General features: G+C 55.4%; 18 protein-coding genes and 2 pseudogenes. 11 read left to right on the top strand and 9 right to left on the bottom strand.

The genetic code is table 11. The annotated features are described in order from the left end of the window. Window positions 1-741: 741 nt before the first annotated feature. On the bottom strand, window positions 742-933 hold the full coding sequence (locus Q363_RS05805) for a hypothetical protein (RefSeq protein ID WP_035348563.1): 192 nt from the start codon (window positions 931-933) through the stop codon (window positions 742-744). A 132-nt stretch (window positions 934-1065) separates the two neighbouring features. On the opposite strand from Q363_RS05805, the gene Q363_RS46110 reads away from it, so the two are divergent. After that, entirely contained in the window at window positions 1066-1215 is a 150-nt protein-coding gene (locus tag Q363_RS46110; RefSeq protein ID WP_425387628.1) for a DUF3761 domain-containing protein, read from the top strand. 24 nt (window positions 1216-1239) lie between these two features. Here the strand turns inward: Q363_RS46110 and Q363_RS05795 are convergent, their stop codons facing one another. Both Q363_RS05795 and Q363_RS46105 read right to left on the bottom strand, forming a co-directional pair. Further along, window positions 1240-1611, bottom strand: coding sequence for a hypothetical protein (locus Q363_RS05795; RefSeq protein WP_211256122.1), 372 nt, complete (start codon window positions 1609-1611; stop codon window positions 1240-1242). A 990-nt stretch (window positions 1612-2601) separates the two neighbouring features. Then, a pseudogene (locus tag Q363_RS46105) lies at window positions 2602-2798 on the bottom strand (transposase zinc-binding domain-containing protein); the annotation flags it as partial. 596 nt (window positions 2799-3394) lie between these two features. Here Q363_RS46105 and Q363_RS05790 point away from each other — a divergent pair. Further along, the gene (locus Q363_RS05790) at window positions 3395-3904 is read left to right on the top strand and encodes a hypothetical protein (protein ID WP_035348562.1); all 510 of its coding nucleotides are present in this window, start codon (window positions 3395-3397) and stop codon (window positions 3902-3904) included. A gap of 198 nt (window positions 3905-4102) precedes the next feature. Continuing rightward, the gene (locus Q363_RS05785) at window positions 4103-5803 is read left to right on the top strand and encodes an alpha-amylase family glycosyl hydrolase (protein ID WP_035348561.1); all 1701 of its coding nucleotides are present in this window, start codon (window positions 4103-4105) and stop codon (window positions 5801-5803) included. 366 nt (window positions 5804-6169) lie between these two features. Here Q363_RS05785 and Q363_RS05780 read toward each other — a convergent pair whose 3' ends face one another. After that, window positions 6170-7336, bottom strand: a complete 1167-nt coding sequence (locus tag Q363_RS05780; protein ID WP_035348559.1) for a ComEC/Rec2 family competence protein — start codon at window positions 7334-7336, stop codon at window positions 6170-6172. A gap of 290 nt (window positions 7337-7626) precedes the next feature. Between Q363_RS05780 and Q363_RS05775 the strand changes: the two genes are divergently transcribed. Continuing rightward, window positions 7627-7917 carry a hypothetical protein gene (locus Q363_RS05775; RefSeq protein ID WP_035348557.1) on the top strand — a complete coding sequence of 97 codons (291 nt, stop codon included), beginning with the start codon at window positions 7627-7629 and terminating at the stop codon, window positions 7915-7917. Between the two features lie 921 nt (window positions 7918-8838). Here Q363_RS05775 and Q363_RS40195 read toward each other — a convergent pair. Then, on the bottom strand, window positions 8839-9207 hold the full coding sequence (locus Q363_RS40195; RefSeq protein ID WP_169746940.1) for a hypothetical protein: 369 nt from the start codon (window positions 9205-9207) through the stop codon (window positions 8839-8841). Between the two features lie 463 nt (window positions 9208-9670). Here Q363_RS40195 and Q363_RS05770 point away from each other — a divergent pair, with 463 nt between their 5' ends. The 5 genes from Q363_RS05770 (at window position 9671) to Q363_RS05755 (ending at window position 11839) form a co-directional block, all read left to right on the top strand. Continuing rightward, on the top strand, window positions 9671-10249 hold the full coding sequence (locus tag Q363_RS05770; protein WP_157466558.1) for a hypothetical protein: 579 nt from the start codon (window positions 9671-9673) through the stop codon (window positions 10247-10249). Window positions 10250-10486: 237 nt separating this feature from the next. Next, a complete protein-coding gene (locus Q363_RS40190; RefSeq protein WP_157466556.1) occupies window positions 10487-10702 on the top strand; it encodes a DUF6036 family nucleotidyltransferase in 216 nt (71 codons plus the stop codon). A 12-nt stretch (window positions 10703-10714) separates the two neighbouring features. Beyond that, on the top strand, window positions 10715-10804 hold the full coding sequence (locus Q363_RS46100) for a type I restriction-modification system subunit M N-terminal domain-containing protein (RefSeq protein ID WP_084080053.1): 90 nt from the start codon (window positions 10715-10717) through the stop codon (window positions 10802-10804). 41 nt (window positions 10805-10845) lie between these two features. Beyond that, the gene (locus tag Q363_RS05760) at window positions 10846-11184 is read left to right on the top strand and encodes a hypothetical protein (protein WP_051978417.1); all 339 of its coding nucleotides are present in this window, start codon (window positions 10846-10848) and stop codon (window positions 11182-11184) included. Between the two features lie 130 nt (window positions 11185-11314). Continuing rightward, a complete protein-coding gene (locus Q363_RS05755; RefSeq protein WP_035348553.1) occupies window positions 11315-11839 on the top strand; it encodes a hypothetical protein in 525 nt (174 codons plus the stop codon). Between the two features lie 112 nt (window positions 11840-11951). Here the strand turns inward: Q363_RS05755 and Q363_RS45350 are convergent, their stop codons facing one another. After that, entirely contained in the window at window positions 11952-13556 is a 1605-nt protein-coding gene (locus Q363_RS45350; protein ID WP_281175973.1) for an OmpA family protein, read from the bottom strand. Window positions 13557-14028: 472 nt separating this feature from the next. Here Q363_RS45350 and Q363_RS05745 point away from each other — a divergent pair, with 472 nt between their 5' ends. After that, complete coding sequence (locus tag Q363_RS05745) at window positions 14029-14451, top strand: hypothetical protein (protein WP_035348552.1); 423 nt, start codon at window positions 14029-14031, stop codon at window positions 14449-14451. Between the two features lie 33 nt (window positions 14452-14484). Here the strand turns inward: Q363_RS05745 and Q363_RS05740 are convergent, their stop codons facing one another. Continuing rightward, window positions 14485-15276, bottom strand: a complete 792-nt coding sequence (locus tag Q363_RS05740) for a (Fe-S)-binding protein (protein ID WP_211256121.1) — start codon at window positions 15274-15276, stop codon at window positions 14485-14487. 202 nt (window positions 15277-15478) lie between these two features. Here Q363_RS05740 and Q363_RS05735 point away from each other — a divergent pair. Further along, window positions 15479-16230: pseudogene (locus tag Q363_RS05735) on the top strand (transposase); the annotation flags it as partial. Between the two features lie 950 nt (window positions 16231-17180). Here the strand turns inward: Q363_RS05735 and Q363_RS37840 are convergent. Beyond that, complete coding sequence (locus Q363_RS37840; RefSeq protein WP_084080049.1) at window positions 17181-17558, bottom strand: SDR family NAD(P)-dependent oxidoreductase; 378 nt, start codon at window positions 17556-17558, stop codon at window positions 17181-17183. A 325-nt stretch (window positions 17559-17883) separates the two neighbouring features. Next, complete coding sequence (locus Q363_RS05720; RefSeq protein WP_169746938.1) at window positions 17884-19983, bottom strand: FUSC family protein; 2100 nt, start codon at window positions 19981-19983, stop codon at window positions 17884-17886. Between the last annotated feature and the right edge of the window lie 57 nt (window positions 19984-20040).

Genomic DNA, 20040 nt, shown 5'->3' with positions numbered 1-20040 from the left:
AACAAACACTCTGTCGTGCTATTGTCTGACACGCATAGGCCTCTTTGGCTTATTTAAACACTGTCTTGACAACATGTCCGGAGCTTTCGCTTCTTCAACCTTCAAGAATTATTCGGACTAGGACGTCCGCTCAGCCTGATGAGATCGAAGGATTATTCACATCTGCTTCCGGTACGGAGGACGAGGGAAAGCTCTGGTATCTATTGAACTACGTCTGGGACGAACGCTACCGTTCACCACTCCTTACCCGGATCAAGCAGGGGCATCAATCCCCGGAAGTTCGTCTAGGAGCTTTGACCTGCCTCATCGAGCATGTCTCGGATGGCTGGGATGGGCTGTGGATTGAGGTCACTTCTGCAGGAGCTACCTTTCGCCTGGTGCAGATCGCGCTTGATCTTGCTCACCTTCGCTATAAGAGAGCCGGTGACTGGAAAGACCACGCTCCTGCGGCATCTGCAGCTACCCAGCATCTTCCGGTTCCATTTGGAGAGCATTCGTCGCGTCCGTCTAGCTGTGGGCCGTCCCGGCGAAATGGGGTGGCAGGATGGAGTCGAACCAAGGGTAAGTATTGATTCTACGTATCTTATTGATTCTTTGATTGGCAGAAAATCATAAAATGCCATGATTTCTGGGTCTGTTGTACAAACGTTGTACAAAAATCGCAAGAACCTCAAGGACTGCCAACACTGAGATTCGGGGATGCTTATGAGGCAGACGCTGCATCACGATTTTAGCGGCACATTAGGTTCGCTCGCGATTGTTGATCTCTTCTTCAAGGTTGCTGCATCTTGCCATCAACTCGGAGAACGGCAGCGGATCATTCAGAAAAAGTCCTTCCTCAACCATTGACTCATAGTCCTTTTGCAATGCGACGCGCGCCGACCGACGTTCATCTTCTGCGCCTTCTGCTGCGTGATGGGAGATGTCGACCATCGCGAGGATCTCGCGCTCGATGTTGTGCGCCTCTGCGAGACATAATATCGATATCGTTTGCCACCTTTTGTGGTGTGGGAAGGAGTGAAGCGATTACCATTCTAGTCATAGAGCAGACTGGTGAGCAGGCTAATGCGCGAATGCGCGAACTCAGATGGTGATCGGATTCACTCACCCGAATATGCTCCGACCGCACCCTCTGGTGCTACGGCAAAGTGCTATGACGGAAAGTATAGTTTTAGTGAGCACCGTCGGGGGACTTGGTCTCATCAGGTGGTGTAGCGCAGTGGCGTGGCAGGAACGAGACTAGGCAGTCTTAGCCGCCCTAGCCTTCGCTGGAGCAGCCGCCTTTTTCGCAGGTGTCTTCTTCGCTGGAGCAGGAGCGGTCTTCTTAGCGACGAACGGAGCAGCCTTCTTCGCCGGTGCAGCGGCCCTCTTGGCCTTCGCCCAACGCTTTTTCTGCGCGGCTGCGATCCTCGCCTTGGCTTCGGCGCTGAGAGGCTTCCTGCCCAGTACCACGGCTGTCAGGGTGACGGCCTTCGCGGGGCGTCCTACCTTCCGGGGTGTGGACGAGTCGGTGAGGAGTGCCTTTGCCTGCTGAAGCTGAGCAATCTGCTTGTCTATCTCGTTGAGGATGTTAGATAGGTCCATGTGATCAAGGGTAGCAGAACTACGCATAGTCACTTCCCGCAGGGTAATACATCTAGCCAATCCTGGCTTCTATCCGATATTGCGTCATATGGGTTTCGAAAATCTGCCCGACCAATCAACAATGGGCAGCCATTACTAACCAAGTGGGCCGTGGGCTGGCTGTGGCGGAACAGCCCAGCTTTCCTTTCGTTCGAACTGCATTCAGGACTTTTCTCCAGGTATAGCGTGAGGGGTATACCCGATGGAATTCACCCGGGAAGGGAGCGACCATGGCCCGGGATAAAACACGCTCGTATGAAAGTAAACGACTCCAACTCGTCTATCCATTCGCAACATTAGCAGAATGAATGACTCGAAGGTGAATCAAGGCGAACGATAAGGCACGTTGGGAGCAAGTGCCACGTTCATGGTCGATCCTGCGACACCCCCTACGTCCCCGCGAGACGAAAAATCAGCGGTCCCCACATCTCGTGCGGGATGTGGAGCACCCCGGCTAAATGAACAAGGACACACCGGCTCCAGCGGGAACGACGATCTAATTCGACACTCAGAGTGCAACGCGCCGTGGAGAGACGCGTTCCGTGTGCAGTGCAATCTGTCCTGATCAGCGACAATCAGAGTTCCATGGGAAAGAGTAGTTGACGCTGAACACTGTCCGCTGCTGCCAGATGCTGTGTATACGGCGACAACGTCGAGTTCGACGTCGCTTTCGATCACAACAAATCCCTTCAGGAAATCAGCTTTCTCTTCGGCGCGTTCGAGAATGTCCGGGCAGTCGATTTCGAGCGCTGTGGTCACTGATGCTGGTAGTGCTCGCGCGTATTGGAACCAATCGCCCGCCCTTAGTACCTGCCCCCCCCACATTCGCCGTTGTGATCGCCAAGGCAGCATGCTGGTAAGGGAGATGCGCATTCCCTGTGTCCGAATCTCAACCCGGTACTCACCGGCTTTGTGCGTGTCGAGAGAAACTCGACTACGAGAACACACCATCGCTGACTGCGTTCGATGAAGCCCGGACCGGTAGAGCGGATACACCGCGTGGACGTAGCGTGTGGGCAGCAGCTCGCGTTCGCGCTGCAGGAGCCAGCGGACGTGGGCGTTGCCCTGGCACTTTGGGCAGTGCCGGAGATGGCGGTGTGTCCGCAGCCGGAGCACTGGTCGCGATGGCCACCGAGCGCGGCAGTACGGCAACGTGTAATCGCCAGCAGCACCTTCTAATCCAACCGGGAGTTCCCCCGGCTTTGCCGGGGAGGCAATAGAAGTTTGACAGTTCCGGGAGTATGCACGGTTTGATGCAGGCAGCCGGAGGGCAGGGAAGCGCTGTGCCTGAACTTTGAAGTGTCGAAGAGATAGCTGGCATTGGCGGGCCTATGGACACTGTTCATCTCGGCAACTAGCTAGATGCATGTCTCAGTTCCACCCGCGAGTATTTTAACTTTTAAATCTTGACGCGAGTAAGTCCTTTGTGACAGTCTTTCTATCCACGGCCCCCCGACCCCCGGCCCCCCCCCCGCAATTGGACAGAGCTTGTTAGGTTCCCTTCGAAGTTGCCATGGCAGCATAGCGCACCCGTGTCGAAGCCTTCGATCTGCCGCGGTTGGTCAAGGAGGCTCGTTCTAATGATCAATGATCTCGGGATCACTAGCTATTCAGAGGTAGCTGCATATTTTGGGCCTTACTAAGCTCGCCTTTATCTCATCAGGGGAACGGATGATATCCAGACCGGCACAATTACTTGTCAGACGCCTGAAGCTGCAGGAGTACAAAGGGGGAAAACACCCACTCAACAAGAGATTAAAGGAGACCTGCCATGGAGAAATGCGATTCCAATCTTGACGAGTTGTACCAGGACTTAGCCGACCGCTTTGGAGCCTTGGGTCGGCTCTTTAGCCAACTCAACTCACCGAAGGCCACTCAGGAGTTGCTCAACAGTCTCTCTGCGGGAGACGCTGCAGCCTTCGACCGGCTCATCGACCGCGTCGAACTCCCCCTCTTAGGGAAATGCTTCTGGGTCCGGGAGATCATCGAACGTGTTGTGGTGACCCCGACCGGTTTGGTGACAGAATGCTGGCTCCGCGACAACCTGACCCCAACCGAGCGCTCGTTATATTACTCGATCGCTTTCCGACACAGCCGCACGACACCCATTGCCAAGTCGATGGAGGTGACGCTGCAGTTATACACCGGCCGCCTCATAATCCCACCCGGGGCGTTTCTCGATGAGCTCAAGGCCAACGGTCTCGTAACCTGCGGGACTAGGATGACATACGACACGAGCACAACGTTACCCCCTGGAAGACCCGAGCGGGTCTGCGTATGACGCCAGTGTTGCCAAGGTTAGATCCGCCTCGGCGCCGCTCGTTGACGCCTAACATCGGCCTGGAGCCGACGCCCTTAGCTTCCGCTTCCGGGCGCGGCTCAGGCCCAGCGTTGGGCGGACCATCTCCGAGCGTCAGCGACGGGAAGTTGAACATCTCTCACAATGCTTGATAGCCGACTTTTTACTGGGGGAGTAACTATGCCTGCTCCGACGAAAGCTTCCGATATAGACCTCACTCCCATTCCGGGCAAACAATATTTCAGCGTCGTGCGTGAGTGGCGCGAGGAGTTTATCTATTTTCTGATGCTTGACCGCTTCCATGACGACCAGACGCGTTCGCCCGTGTTGCAGCCCGGCCGCGTCAATGGGATCACCACGCCGAACGATTTCTTTGGCGGCAAGATCAAGGGAATCACCAATCACCTTGATTACATAGCCGGGCTTGGTTGCACCGCCATTTGGATTTCTCCGGTCTTCGAGAACAACCCGAAGGCGTACCACGGCTACGACATTAATAACTATCTCGGCGTTGACCCGCATTTTGGTACCGAGCAAGATCTCATTGATCTAGTGGACGCGGCACACAACTTCAAACGAGCCGGTCAGCCGTTTCCAATCCGGATCATTCTCGACGTGGTCATCAATCACTCGGGAGACAACTGGGAATATGCGGGCGGACCGAAATCCTATTCAAATGGCCAGCAGTTCGCTTTCGATAAGTTGAGGAGAACGGATCGTCCGATTCCTATCGAACTGCAGAACCAGGATTGGTATCATCGGCGTGGTCAAATCAGTAACTTTGATACTTCACCCGAGAATCAATTGGGCGATATCGCCACTTTGAAGGATTATGCCAACGACGATGATGAGATCGGCTCCGCATTGGTCAATACGCTTATCAAAGCGCATGCATATTGGATCCGGCAGGCGGACATCGATGGTTTTCGTGTAGACGCGGTGAAGCACATGGGACCGGTAGCCTGCTCGCGCTTCTGCTCCAACCTCCGCGAATACGCCTACAGTCTCGGGAAGCGTGGATTTTTCTTGTTCGGTGAAGTGGCTCAGGCCGATGACGATCTATACAACCGCTACATCGGCCAGAACACTTCGAGCCAGGACGGAAACATCACGGTATTCTTCGGTCTGGATTCGGTTCTGGATTTCCGCCTGGCGGAAGGAAACGGAAGTGGACGACTTCGCGATATTCTGAAGGGCTTTCAAGGGCCGCAAACGCTATTTGATCGCCTCGAAGCACAACGGCAACGGGCTTTGAACCGGGGCGAGATTGGGCGCTACTTGGTCACCTTCGTCGACAACCACGATTCGTTCTGGCAGCAGCCGGACGGTCGTTTAGCCAACGGCGCCCCGGATGAGCAGGTGATTGCCGCCCTCGGGTACCTTCTGTGCTCGCTGGGCACGGCTTGCATCTACTACGGCACCGAGCAGGGCTTTTCAGGGCACGGCGGCGACAACGAGATGCGCGAAGCGATGTTTGACAAAACGACAGCGGGCCGCAACCTGTTGAACACAGGCTGCACGATCTATCAAGAGATTGCCAAGATCTCGGCGGTGATGCGGACCAACGAACCACTGCGGTTCGGACGAATGTACTTCCGCCAGATTTCCGGAAACGGAGAACAGTTTGGACTCCCGTTCGGATCCACTTACACACTCGCCTTCTCGCGGATTCTTTACCCGAATGAGATCCTGGTTGCCTATAACGTGGCGAACAGCCCCCGCCACGACAGTGTGATTGTGGATGCGATCCTACACCAGGATGGCTCCAGCATGCGGTTCTTGTATGGGGGGACGGGTACGGTTCCTGTCCGTACTGCCAGCGACGGCTCGCGATTCGTGAAACTGGACCTAGCGCCACACCAGTTCGTCATTTTAGGGTAAAACTATTCGCCGGCTTGGCAGCCGGTCGTCATTGCACGATTTCCGTAGCTTTTAACCCAACGCAAGAAGGCGCCCGGGCAGCCTCATTGAGTTTCACCTTCGCAGGAGGCGTCCAGACGGCCGCGCTCAGCGGAGCACGCATCTTACCCGCAGGATCGGTATATGTACGCGCCCCGGAGGTACTCATGTGATAGTTGCATGTGGTTGGAGCCTCAAGTTCGAGATGGTTATGTGCCGCAACGACCGAAAGGAGCCGGACCGGCGCTCAGAAACCTAGCCCCGAGAAGTATCCCGTCAGTTTGTGTTTCTGAGGGTACGCGATGGACGACTTTCTCCATCCTCTAAGCTCTCCACAAGCAGCTAAAGCTACTGCGGGGGCGCAAGAACACATGATGAAAGCGTTTTGCCCTCCGGTGGGATATCCCCAGTCTGCAAATTCGCTTTGCTAATCCTCTTCACCGCAGGGCAATCTGCTTCGTGATAAAACCTCGATCTCACGCTCCAGGCGTATTTAGGAGAGGCGGCGACGTTCTCAGGCATGACTGCCATCGCGTTGCCGTGTGCAGGCGGCGACTTGATCTTGTACGTGTCAATCTCCCCATCGTTGTGCGAGATCGTGTAAGTACTGCCATTGGCCGGAACCTCAACAATGATGTCGCCGCCTACGATGTCGTCAGACTTTGGCGGCTCTCCATTGCCAGCTTCAGTCCAATACACGCCCAAAATCTCAGCCTCGTGCAACCGCTGGACGCAGTCCGCCGCCGGGTGATGGTAGGTATTCTTGAGACCGGTCGAAATGATTGCGACGGTCGGTTTCGTTGCGCCTAGCCAGTTCTCATTCGAGCTGTGGGAACTGCAATGGTGATGCACTTTGTAGACATCAAGCGGCCCCGCTTCCGGGTCGGCTCCGGTTTCAACGTCTACGTACCTGCCGGTCTTCTCGCCACTCAAATCGCCGCCAATTTCTTCGCGGAATCCGCCGAATGAGACGAGTACTGACATACTCACATCATTCTCGTCCTTCGCATCTACCGCACCGCCCCTGAAGGTGCCGTTCAGTGCAATGACCTTCAGTGTCACCGGCGCTGCACCGGGGTCTAGGGTGATGGCTTGATCGAGCGTTGCCGTCTTGCGATGGTCGCCAACCGCTTTAATGTAATTCTTGTAGGCGGTGGTGGGTTTGGCGGGCTCACTCCCACGGTCGTATGACTCATGTTGCAGCGGGAACTTAGCGAGCACTGCTGGGATACAGCCGATGTGATCGTCATGGTAGTGGCTGACGAAGATGAAATCGACCTGTTTCACGCCAAGTTGGTCGAGATAGTCGATCTCACTGCTACACGTCTTTTGCTTTGCGATGTCCCTGCCCGCGTCGAAGAGGACCACTACACCCTTCGGTGTGATGAGAACCCCGCCGTCGCCTTGCCCCATATCCACATGGTGAATTTGAAGTTTTCCATTTTGCACCTGGGCAGACGCGCAGGTGACGGCGCAAAGCAACGCTAGGACGGCTAAGCCACGTTTCAAGAACATAGATCTCCTCAATGCTGCGCGGCAGCGAATCTCAAAGTTTCCAAGAGGCGAAACAGCTATGGTTGAATCCGCTTTGTTAGCCCCGCTTAGATGGATGGCAGTGAGCTTATCCCGTTACTTGAATCGACACAAGAGCTTTCTTATCAGGCGCCGCACATAAACGTATTGGCAGCCGGATTGGGGTACTACCGCACGTCGGAACGCCCAGCCGCCCATCCTAGCTAGGTTTTTCTGCCGCGACAGCGGAATAGGCTTAGGCCAGAGCACGCCACCAATCGTCGCGGTTTAGGATGGGGAGGCTCGCCTGGAGAGGCCAGCTCACCGGCTTTGGCCGCCAGCTCTTCGGCGGCCTCTATGAAGAGCTGGCGCAGTTGGAGGAGAAGATCGAGGCCGGGTATTCATTGTCGCCGACGGCCAGACGAAGGAATTCGAGATTCGCAGTCGGCACTATCGAGGTCGTGATGGATCACTGCCTCCCCAAGCGGTGCATGTTATCGTCGATGCCAACACCGATCACTGCATCGAATTTCGCGAGACGCGCGATTGGGACCAAGGACAAGCTGGGGACCGCCTTATCGTGACCGCAGACAAGGGTTCGATCGGCGAGTCCCACGAACCTGCACGTCGGTACGTTCGAGTGGGTCTATCCACTCGCAGCTAATGTGACGGACATCTGGCAAGTCTGCCCATTTGCAGGCTTCGAAATGCACATACTGAAGAGGCTTCCTGACACTCACTCGGTTCGGGTCCGACAGTTACGAACAAGCTCTCCCTATCTGCTATTGCAGGACACGTGCACGGTGAACACTGTTGAACGTGTACCTCTGGAACATGGGACGACGCATTTCGCACCGGTAGTAACGCGGTGCGCGACCGGAGACTGGCGCTACACAAAGGAAGATCTTATCCAAGAAGCCATAATCGAGTTGAGGGTTCGGCAGCATTGCCACCGATTTGATGGTGATTTGGTCCGTTGTAGAAGTTTGACAGTTCCGGGAGTATGCACGGTTTGATGCAGGCCGCCGGAAGGCAGGGAAGCGCGGTGTCTGAACTTGAAGTCTCGAAGAGATAGTGGACGGGGCATGGTTTTGGCTTTTCACGATTGCGATCAGGCCCCTTTGAGGGGCCAGCAATCGTAAAGCCTCCGGCTTTGCCGGAGGATACTTACTTGAGTCCGTAGGAAGAGTTGAGACGGGGCAAACCGACGGTGAGAATCTGGATTCAACGATCAACGATCTCGAAAACACCATCCCAGATCTCAAGAACTTGGCGAAATTTCCCCCGCAGGATGCAAGTTCGAGAACTACCGATAGCTGGCGAAACGAAGGCCTTCTAGAATTGCGGTCTGAGATCTCGACTCTGAAGCTCAAGCTAGGAGTGATTGATGAAAAGATCCGCCTCACTAATGACTTAACCTTCTCCAACAGAAATCTGCGGATCCCTATGACCGGCTTCATCTCTCAGGTTCTTCGCAACTCGCTCATAAGCGATGTGCAGACGAGTCAATGCTGTTTTGCTTGTTTCCGCAACGCGAAGCCAAGTTTGTGGTTGACATTGAGCGTACGATCGTGAAGAAGGTGGCGATAAGCAAGAACAGCTTCGGCGATCGAGGTTAGAGCCTGATCGTGTTGCCTCAAGCCGTTATGAATACCTGATTGGTTACTGATTGACGTCGCAAAATCCAACATAAATGCCGTTGGGTTACGTTCAGCAAGAGAACGTCGGATATCGACGGCTTCGATGATTACAGGAAGTGCCTCGTCGAAGCGGTCGAGGGAGGCCAGCGTAACTCCATGCGTGTTGAGTGATCTTGCGAATTCGACCAGGTAAGCGTCGGGATGTCCTTCGGCTAGGGCACGATGAAGAAGCACAGCCTCTTCGATTGAAATGACGGACACAAGCGTCGACGGGAATCAGTTTGAGATGGGGCAATCCGAGGGAGACACGGATGTTGTCTCCCTCAGCCTGAACGATGACGTTATGGTGCCCTAATTGAGAAGCCGATTGTCTACTCATTCCCGTTTTCCGCAAAGCGAACATCCCAATGGTAATGTGGCCCGGTCGGAACGTGATGAGAAATCAGCTACCCACCAGATTCAGGTTCACAAATGACGCCCTTGGAACTCACCGACCTGCGGTTCTTCAGGAAGTAGGCGATGTGTCCTAGCCCGCTGAGCGATGTGGCGGCGGGATATTCTATTACAGTTAATGTAATATTTATTCGGGAGGTGATCTATGACCGGCCAGGCGCTCGAAGCAGCTCGAAAACGTCATGGTGTCTCTCAACTCAGAGCCGCGAAGCTTTTTGGCCTCTCGTAGCCGATGCTCTCCCACATGGAGACGGGTAAGCGCAATGTCAGCCCCGAGGTGGCGCGGCGAGTAGTGGATCTCTTCGGCGTCGACGCCACGGCACTCCCTCTGGATTCTGTAGAAAAGCACAGCGAGGAAGAGCTCGCAGCGGAGTTGGGCGCTTTAGGCTATCCCGGTTTCGCTCATCTCGCTGGCCGGCCCCGTAACCCAGCCGAGATCCTGTTCGACGCACTGGATCGTCCCGATCTGGATGTGCGAACGACGGAGGGGCTGCCTTGGCTCGTTCTCCAATATCCGCATCTTGATTGGGCTTGGCTACTTAGAGAAGTGAAGTTGAGGAATCGTCAGAACCGTCTTGGCTTCGTCGTTTCACTGGCTGCCAACATGGCTCGTCGCCTCCACCGCGAGGATGTTGTACAGAGCTTGGAACCAGTTCTGCGGGAGCTCGAAGACGCGCGCCTCGTCAAAGAAGACACGTTGTGCCAAGAATCGTGGCCGGCGTCCCGGAAGAAGCATGTTCGCTCGGTGCGTTCGAGGCTCGCAGCTCACTGGAATCTGGATACTCGTCTATCAGAGGTGGATCTTGCCCACTACACTGCCTGAACCTTGGCTGTCTTTTCTCAAGGAACTCGATCCGATCGCCGGAGAGTCGACAAAGATTCCTTGCATCGGTGGCTTTGCTGTCACGCAACACTACGGTTCAGACAGAACGACGGTTGATCTCGACGTGATCGACGTGGCGCCGATAGCTTCGCGGAACCGCCTGATAGAGGCGGGAGGGAAGGGACTCCCCTTGCCCGAAAGCATTGTGTCTACCTCGACTTCGTGGGGATTGCCCAAGTGCCATATGAGTACGAAGAGCGTCTTGTGCCGATCTACGAAGGCCTCTTCGAGAACCTGCATCTTCAAGTGATGGATCCTTACGACATCGCTCTCTGCAAGCTGAAGCGTGATAGCGATCGTGACTTCCAGGACATGCTGTTTCTTGCTCGGAGCATCATCCTTTGTAGAATGGAGCCTCCGAAATATTTTTGTGCTCCTAACGGGGCCAAGTAGCGGCAAAGGAAAGTGAATCTATCTTCGTTCCTCTGGTCAGTCGCGGACGTATTGCGCGGCAAGTACAAGCCTCACGAGTACGGGAAGGTGATTCTGCCCTAGCTGAGGCTGGATCCGGCGCGGTTCAAGAGAAGGAAAAAGCGTTGCTCCAGGAGATCATCGCTAAGGTCAATGATCTGTTTGGAGCGGATACAACCGAGGGAGACCGGCTGGTATACGTCAACAATGTCATCAAGGGAAAGCTGCTTGAGTCGGAGACGTTGGTTCAACAGGCGGCAAACAATACAAAGGAGCAGTTCGCGAACTCTCCCGATCTGATGGCAGAGATTATGAATGCGATCATGGATGCCAATTCAGCGAACTCGTCCCTGAGCAGGCAAGCGCTGGAATCTGAAAAGATCAGGCTGGGTATGAAGAACGTGCTGCTTGATCCTGTCCGGCTCTATGAAGCTCTTCGAGAACGGGCAGGTTTAGACCAATAGGTCAACGTCAGTTCGGAGTTCCTTCATCGTCTGGTATAAACCAGGGTTTTTTCTGGCTGGATTAGGATGCCCTTCGCCTCCCCCAAACGAGGTATCCCAAAACGGCGCAAAATCCCTCACACTTACGCGTATGAGACGCCTCCTCCTCGCGGCAATCCTCACCTTCGCGCCTGCTGCTGCTGTCTCCCAGAGCTCCGTCTGCCTCTCCGCCATGCCCGACTACCTTCGCAACACCATCGAGCAGGACAACTGGAAGATCCTCCAGCCCCAGGACCTCACCGTCAGAGACCTCCCCGTCTGGAAGGCCAACCACGCCGGCCAGTGCCCCGGCATCGCCTCCGGCAACTTCTACCCAAAGGCCCAGTCCTCCTACATCATCGCCCTCATTCGTCGCGACGGCGAGCGTGTCGAGGAGCAGACCCTCCTGCTCACCCTCGACAAGAAAAACAGGACCGAAACCTCAGTAATCATCCCGCCAGCCGCCGTGAACGCGATTGCCGTCGTTTGGAAGCTCCCGCGCGGCCGTTGGCGCGGCATCGACGGCACCATCGCCTCCATCTCCCACGACTCCTTCGTCTCCGAGCAAATCATCTCCACCGCGACGCAGTACTACTACGACGGCAAGCACCTCAAGTCCTTTCCCTTGTCACGCTAGATTCGGAGCACAAAAGAACAAGGGCCGCACAAAGCGGCCCTTTGCGCGTCCAATCCATCCACAAAACGAGGGATGGCCAAAGCCATCCCACACTGCAGAAAGTTACCTTCGTCTACAGAGTTGAATCCGCTGTAGAAGTTCCGGTAAGTGCCGGAGAAGCAGCGCCATCAGCTGCCGGCACATTCTTCTCCACCCCGATCGCATCGCCCGAAACCACCAATTGTACCCGGCGATTCTGCGTGCGCCCTGCGACGGTATTGTTGTCGGCCACCGGATGATTCTGGCCATACCCGGTCGCCAGAATATTTTCCTGAGCAACACCCATTGACACTAGGAAATCCCGGACTGCGCCGGCCCGGTTCTCCGAGAGCTTCTGATTGAACTCCGACGTTCCCGTGCTGTCCGTATAACCCTCCACTTGGAGCTTCAAGCCCGGGTACGACTGCAGAATGCCCGATACCTTCGCCAAGCTAACCTGCGTGCCAGGCTTCAACGTGTACTTTCCCGAATCGAACAAGACGTCTGACATATTCACGATCAGCCCTCGCGCGCTCTCGCGGGTCGCCAGCACACTGTTTAACTGGCTAAGCAGCTTCTCGCGTGCGTCCGCAGCGCTCTGGGCAGCCTTGCTCGCCGCCTCAGCACGAGTACGCGCAGCCTCAGCCTCCGCCTCAGCCTTTGCCCGTTCTGCTTCTGCTCTGGCACGTTCAGCGTCAGCCTGTGCCTTTGCCGCGGCGGCCCGTTCAGCCTCCATCTGGGCCTGCGCGGCCTCCGCCTCGGCCTTCTGCTTTGCAAGCTGGGCATTCATCTCTCGCTCAGCCGCCTGCTTCCGCAGCGTCACCAACCGCGCATCTTCCGCACGCTGCACTGCCTGCCGAGCAAACGTAATCTCAAACTTCCGGTCGGGTTTCTTACTCGAGTCGATATAGGAGGCGTTCTTCAGGTCCCGCATCGCCTCGGCAAAGATGTCGGGAGCATACTTCTCCGCACCCGCTTCCTTCGCAATCCGAACCGCGTTGTTCGCCTCGTAGAACTCCAGCGGAGACTTCTCGTCCCGCGTGATCGGATTGGCCACCGTCTTCGACCCTTCCGACTCTGCGTAGGTGCCGCGCGGAAGCAGCAGATAGTGCGCGTTCACCTTCTCCAACACGCCGGTCGTCTTGTCCTGAATAATCTGGTTCTGCAGCACCACCAAGTCACTCGGCTGCGTCACTGAGTAATACGGCTCCGCTGTCACAACCAGCCCAAATGACTGCAAACCAGTCGTCACCGTAATATTGCTCTTCGTTCCCGCTGGCAGTACCTCGCCAAGATTGCTTGGCCTCCCGTCCGGAGTAATCGTCCACAGCACGTAGGTCAGGTACTCCTTTCCGAACCCGTTCGCCGGAGTCAGTCCCTCGAACCGCGCCTCGATCACAATTCCGCCCCGCTCACTCGTTATCTTTGCCTCACCCTTGGCTGCGGGAAGCAGTGTCGTGCCCTTAAAGGCAATCTTCGTCGAGTCGCTGCGGTGAAGATAATTCACCGCATCCAGGTCTCGCTGGACCACCTTCACGCGGTAAAGATAGATGCCGTTCTCCTGCTTAGTAATCTCATTGTTTTGTGTAGTCGTCTGCGAAACTGGGTTAGGTTCCTGGGCTTGAAGCGGTGCACCCAAGGCCGACATCAACCATCCGCCCAAACCAATGGCGAACAACATCTTTCCCTTGCCGTTCATATCCCGTTCTCCTTAGATAAGGACGAATAGCTGAGCGAGATTCTGTCCTTCAGATGGAAGCGCCCGACACCCACCACGCGCAACTCAAGTATGGCAGAGGGAAAAAACTCGCGGGAAAAATCGCTCTCACACAAAAGTGGAACCAACAAGAGGTGAAGAAATCCAGATTTGCAAGCTAAAATGGGCCTCTCCGAGCGAGAGGCCATTTTCGTTGGTGGCTGTTTTGGTGGGAAATCTCTACTTCAAGTACACAACCCAACAGTAATAATTGTCGAAGCGCATTCCGTTCTTCACTGTGGCTAATAGCGCGCGAAACCACAAAAAGAGGACTCAAAATCGTCTAAGACACAAGCTGGCATTTGACTAATTGATTGAAAATACATGTAGTTGACCGGACTCAAAGACAAGCATTATCCTTACACAACTCTTCCACACTTTCGCTTTTTTTGGGAGAGGCAGGAGGTGCTTACGCATGTCTGAGCATCACACCATCCTCGGTGGCAAGGTTCACGTCTACAAGCGTCCGAACAGTTCCAGCTGGCAATGCGCAACCTATCTAGCCGGAAAGAACCGGCGCACAACCACCAAAGAAGACAGCCTCTCGAAAGCGAAGGAGTTCGCGGAAGACTGGTACCTGCAGCTGCGAGGCAAACTCCGCGAGGGTGAGTTGAAGAGTGGCAAGCCGTTTCGCGAAGCTGCAAAGGTGTACCTGCGGGAATTCGACATCATGACGCAGGGACAGCGGAATGCAACCTATGCCCGTGGACAGCACGCGCGCACCAATGGCCATCTCGTGCCGTTCTTTGGAAACATGGTTCTTCCTGAGATCACTGCCGGCAAGATCAACGAATATCGCATCCATCGCCTAATAACTCGGCCGCCGCCGCCGGATTAACCTGCTTCGTATTGCTCATATTCAAAACTCCTCTTAGAATGGGCCGCCGTTTAATACCTGCGCGACATGGATATATTTCAGATCCAGCCCGGCGCGTCGCGCGATTCCTCCTTGGTGCATCAAACACGACATGTCGGGCGAGACTACGTATTCGGCCCCATGGCGAAGTTGATCGTGAGCCTTCTCGAGTCCCATCCGGGCGGAGACGGCTTCGTCCGTAACGCAGAAGGTTCCCCCGAAACCGCAGCAGTCGTCCGGCCGGTCTACAGGTACAAGCACCAGGCCCTTCACCTTCGAAAGCAAATTTGCTGTCTTATCGAAGGGAACACACATGATCTCGGACGGCTTCGCGATACCGAGTCCGCGAACAGAGCTACAACTATTGTGAATCGCTACAGAGTGCTGAAATTCAGCCCAGGGGAAGGAATCGACTTGCAAGATATCGTGGAGGAATTCGACTAACTCATACGTATGTTGACGAACGTGCTCAACATCTGCGGTCTGTTCGATAGTGTCAAAGTGGCAGCGGACCTGTTTGACGCAGCTCCCAGCTGGCCCGATAATGCCATCGTATCCCTTGAAGTTCTCTACGAAGAGCTGTTCGGCGGGAGCAGCATTGACTTCATCTCCACTGTTGGACATGGGTTGGCCGCAGCAAGTCTGATCGAGTGGGTAACCTACATTCAACCCAAATCGCTCTAAGAGCTGTAGAGTAGCTATCCCAACTTCTGGAAACATCATGTCGATGTAGCACGGTATGAAGAGACCAATTCTCGTGTCCTTCGAAGTCGTCCACTGATTTGTTGCTTCGGTCTGTGTCGTCACTTCTATTTCTCCTTTCGACTCCGTGTGACTCCGCACTCTCATTGGCAGTCTCCGTTGAGGCGCTGCAGCCTCAACATCGTGAAGGTGAGCTTCGTTCCCTTGGGGGTCACCCAAATCCGGCCATAGAGGGTCACCTCAAAACCGGCCATAGAGAAACGGCCTAAGACATTAGCTCCGACGGGGGAAATTAGCCTCTGTTGGCATGGGTAATGTCTTGGAAAAGTCGAAGCAGGAACAGGTGATCGCGCTGGGGCGTCTTGGTTGGTCCTTGCGGCGGATCGAGGAGGCGACGGGAGTCCGTCGCGAGACGGCTGGCGGTTACTTGCGGTTGGCCGGGATAGCATTACGCACGCCGGGAGGTTGGGGACACGGTTCTCCGGCAAAACCGGCCATAGAAGTGACCACCGGCTTTTTAGGTTCCAAGCCAGCTCTCAATTCAAAACCGGCCATAGAGGTGACCACCGGCTTTTTGTCCTCGGGGATACCGCCGGCGCAGGATGGCAAGCGGACGGCCGGAGCCAGTGAGCCATACCGCGAGATGATCGAGTTGGAGCTGTCGCGAGGCCGCAACGCGATGGGTATCTTCCAGGATCTGGTCGATATGCACGGGTTCACGGGCGGCTACCAGAGCGTCAAGCGTTTGGTGCGCAAGCTGCGAGCGGTATCGCCGGAAGCTCGTGTGATTATCGAGACCGGACTCGGTGAGGAGTGCCAGGTTGATTACGGCACCGGGCCGATGGTGCGCGATCCGGATACCGGCAAGTACCGTCGCACGCGGCTGTTTGTAATGACACTGGGCTGCAGTCGGAAAGCGGTTCACCGCTTGTGTTCCGTTCCAGTGCGCGGGTGTGGGCCGAGCTGCACGAGAAGGCTTTTCGCCGGCTTGGCGGTTCGACGCGAGTCGTGGTCTCGGACAACCTTCGCGAAGGGGTGCTGGCTCCCGACATTTACGATCCGCGTTCTTCTTGATCTAACTCTTTGCTTAGGTCTGTTTGCATTAGTGTTGCCTAAGTTCTATCGCTGCTGACCGTGCGTTGCCGTATCCGAGCGTTGCCGTATCACGCTTCCCTAATGGCGAGTCTCGCATCGGTCTCCGTTCCCAACAAGCCCATTTGGAGAGGCTCTGCACATCATTTTGGGTAGGTGATGTAACTAAAATTTGGGCAGGTGAGGTAACTAGATTTAGGTAGCGGTAGGTACTGTTTAGGTCAGAAACAAAGTCTCTCGAGTGGAAGTTACTTCACTCTGTCTCGCACGCTGATGCGCTTCCATCCAAAAAAGGCGAGCATCGACCGACCAGCCCTCTGGTCCGAGAAGTGCTAGCGCGGCGCCAAGAGTTCCCATCACGACACCATTGTAGGAATTCGCGGGTTCAATGAATGCATGCCAGAAGGCAATGATCGCCAGCAGCGTGCCGGCGACCGGGGTCCACAAACCCGAGATCTGAAAGGTTCGAATCGCGTTCCGTCAAACCTAAACAGCCCGTTCGGAGCACACAGCCAAAGGAAACCCTCATTGGCTTATGCCAAACACGTGACGTCCGGGGGAACTCCGTCTTTGAAGGTCCAAGACTCGTGACCCACCTGCGAGTTCGCTGATCGAAGTCTTTGTCCGAAAGAAGAGACGGAGGTAACGATCATCCAGAGAACAAGCCGCATAGCTCCGAGGCTGCGACGCAGGTTGAGCTTTCTCCGTTCCGCCTGAAGACCAGCATCTGGCATTCAGAAGGCCTGCCCCGAGTAACCTCAATCAGTTAACTTCCAGATCGCCCTTCGTCTACCGTCACAAATTCTGGATCCGTCGGGAAGCGATTCTGTAAACCGGGAGAGGGTTTGGTTAGAGAGTTCTTCTGAGTCCTTCCATGCGTCATGGTAGATTTGCACCTTTTGTAAGAATAATGTTTTTCATGCGGGATTTGCGCGGGCTGCTTGGGCGAAGTATCCCCGGAACTCTGCAAGATGGTCTTCTTCTGTCTTTGGCGCGGAGACATCTTGCGGATAATCGCGTGTGTTGTTGAAGACGAAGTCAGGGCTTCCAAAGGTCAGGCGGGCGCAACTGACAGCATTGCCGAAATCCGCTGCGTTCGCCATGTCACTCTGAAACGCTACCGCTCTACCGCCAGACCGTACTATCTCAGCGACAACCCGGTCGGCTCCGCCCTTATCCGATGAATAGTTGACTACAACCGATGCACCCAGTTCCCCGATGCAGCGTGCTGTCGCAGCACCGACCCCATCTGAAGCGGCGACTACCACTGCGATTCGTCCATGAAGAGTTTGCATATCACCTCCTAGAGCAGTGCAAAGATCTTATCTACCCACAGAATCGACGGCTTGTCCGGCGTCAACTATTCTTTCACGATCGGGAATTTTGTTTGTCGTCGGTCGGGTGTTCCAATTGTCGCCCGTCAACGGCTATTACATGTCTATGTTGCGACCGGCAATTCTGTCAAGGAGAGGAGGGTCTGAGTGGTCTTTGTTCTAGAAGCCCTCCTTGTCTAGGGCGGCCGATGATTCTCCATCCAACCCGTGAGTTCGGACGACATGGTTGGTTCTAACTGTCGAGGGCACAAACTCAATCTAGTCGGCAAGAATAGCGACGCCGCGGCTAGTCTCCAACGAAGACTGAATTCACCTGGGATGATGATTCGGAGAGGGCAGACATCTCGAGCATCTCTGTCAACACTGCGGTGAGTTCATCGCAAGCCTGGCGTGACAGGTCGATAACCCCGCGTGCTCTCTCTAACTGCACCGGCGTAAGCATCATTGCCGGTATCGCCTCGCTAAGCAGGCGAAGTCCCGAATCAACTCGGCGGATTGGTCCAGGGCTCATCAATTTCCCTTCAAGACGGTCCGCCATCAGGAGGAGGAGCTGCGCGCAATCGCGGTGCACTACACCGATTGCTGTCCAGAACGAAGCAGGAAGTGCATCATCTCGCTCATAAAGGTGGTGTTGAAAAGAAGCCGCCTCAAGAAAGTAAACCGCACGCAACCGTGGTTGCCATTTACGAATGAGGCTGCGCCAAGCCATTCCACGTTCTCTTCGCAGCCCAAACTCAAAAGGAACCCCGTCTGCCTGGGCATTGGCTTTGTCAAAGTGTGACCGAATCTCCTCGCGCAGATCATGTGCTCTCTGAGTCGCGGCGGAAAGATCGGAGCGGTCGATTTGCTCGAACATCTCGGCCAGCGTGCGCAGATTGAGGCAGAATGCTCGCATCATTGAATCGGCTGCGGTTGTTCCTCCAATTCCGTCGAAGACGAGCCACATCATGAACAGGCCAAGCAAAATGCCGACGACCCGATCGCGGGCTACGGTGAGCGAGGTCTGAATGGTGAACTCCTGGATATTAATGAGATAGAAAGCCAGGGCGAGTTGGACACCAAAGTAAGACAGGCGTGAGCTCGACGTTGCAATCCAAGCGCCCATTGCAGTGACCGCGGCGAACAGAATGGCAAATGAAGTAATGGAGTCGATGTCGGGAAGGACAAAAATTTGCGAACCGATTCCGAGGACCAATCCCCCCGTAATCGCTCCTCCCACACGCAGGATCTGCTTTTGCCGCGAAGATCCAGCTGTTGAGAGCGCGGTAATGACGCAAGTTGTGACGGATGTTGCGATCCCTCTCCAGTCGGTAAGTTCGTATATTAGGTAGCAGAGCGTGGCCGCCATACTGCCGCGTATCGCGAACATTAAGTGTTCGGGGTTCCGGAACGCATCCGGGATGAACAACGAAAAGGCATCCTGTTCATTGACGGGGTTGTCAGTTCGAGAATCAGTCTTAGGGACCCGCTGGGCGAGGTCTGCACCTTGCAGTACCTGCGCCAGCATCGAAAGGGACCTGTCCATCTCGGCCAGCTGTGTGCTGCTCGAGGTCACAGCGGCTGAATCCATGAACTCTTCAGCGATGAGAGTGTTCCTCGAGTTGCCCAAATGGCTCTGAATCCGTCGCAGCTGCGTATCGAGTCTGCGGAGATGCTCGTGCTCTCGAATCGAAAGGTGATGTGGCCTTACAACTGCACTAACCCCCAAATCGACAACGCGGCCCACCAGAGAGATTACGGTGCTCCAACGATCATTGATAGAGGCTTCGTAGCCGGATCGTGCAAGCTCTCTTCGCAGACCGCTCGTCCCTACCATCGCATACCTTGCGACTCGATCTACCGTCTCACTTGGGACGAGCTTGTCGGCCGCATAGGCCAACAACAGCGCCCGGACTGCGTCCAGCCGTTCTCTGATTCCGTCGACGATCTCATCCCTTGGCCGAATTGCGTGGAAGATGATTTCCACCGCTATCGTAACCACGGTTCCTATGCCGACCGCCAACGCCTGCCAGAGTGTGTGTTCGACTCGATACTCGGCTGTTTGAGGAATCTGCCAGATGGGAAGAGCATTCACGACCAGAACCGCGAATCCGGTGGCGACCTCTGTATAGCGGAGGGCCCGCAGACCGAAGAATGTGACGAACATGCTGGCGGCGAACCACAGGATGCGCGCCGATTGTTGGTCGGCGAAGACGTCCGCTGCGACGAGCACAAACGTCACGGCAGCCACATAGCTGATTGCGATGGCGACCCCGGACCGAAAGGTAGAGCGAAGACTCTCCCTGGAGATGAGAAACGCGTACAGGGCTCCGAGCGCACCCCCGGGCACACGGAAGGTCATGATCAGAAGCATAGTGACGGTTGCCGCAATGACCGTGCGGGCCACAACGACTCCACGACCGGGATAGGGCGCAAGTTCGTTTTTTAAGAATTGCTCGAACCA

This window comes from Edaphobacter aggregans DSM 19364 (assembly GCF_000745965.1).
GTDB classification, from domain to species: domain Bacteria; phylum Acidobacteriota; class Terriglobia; order Terriglobales; family Acidobacteriaceae; genus Edaphobacter; species Edaphobacter aggregans.
The sequence above is the reverse complement of the archived record's forward strand: the minus strand, read 5'-3'. Positions and strand labels throughout refer to the sequence as shown.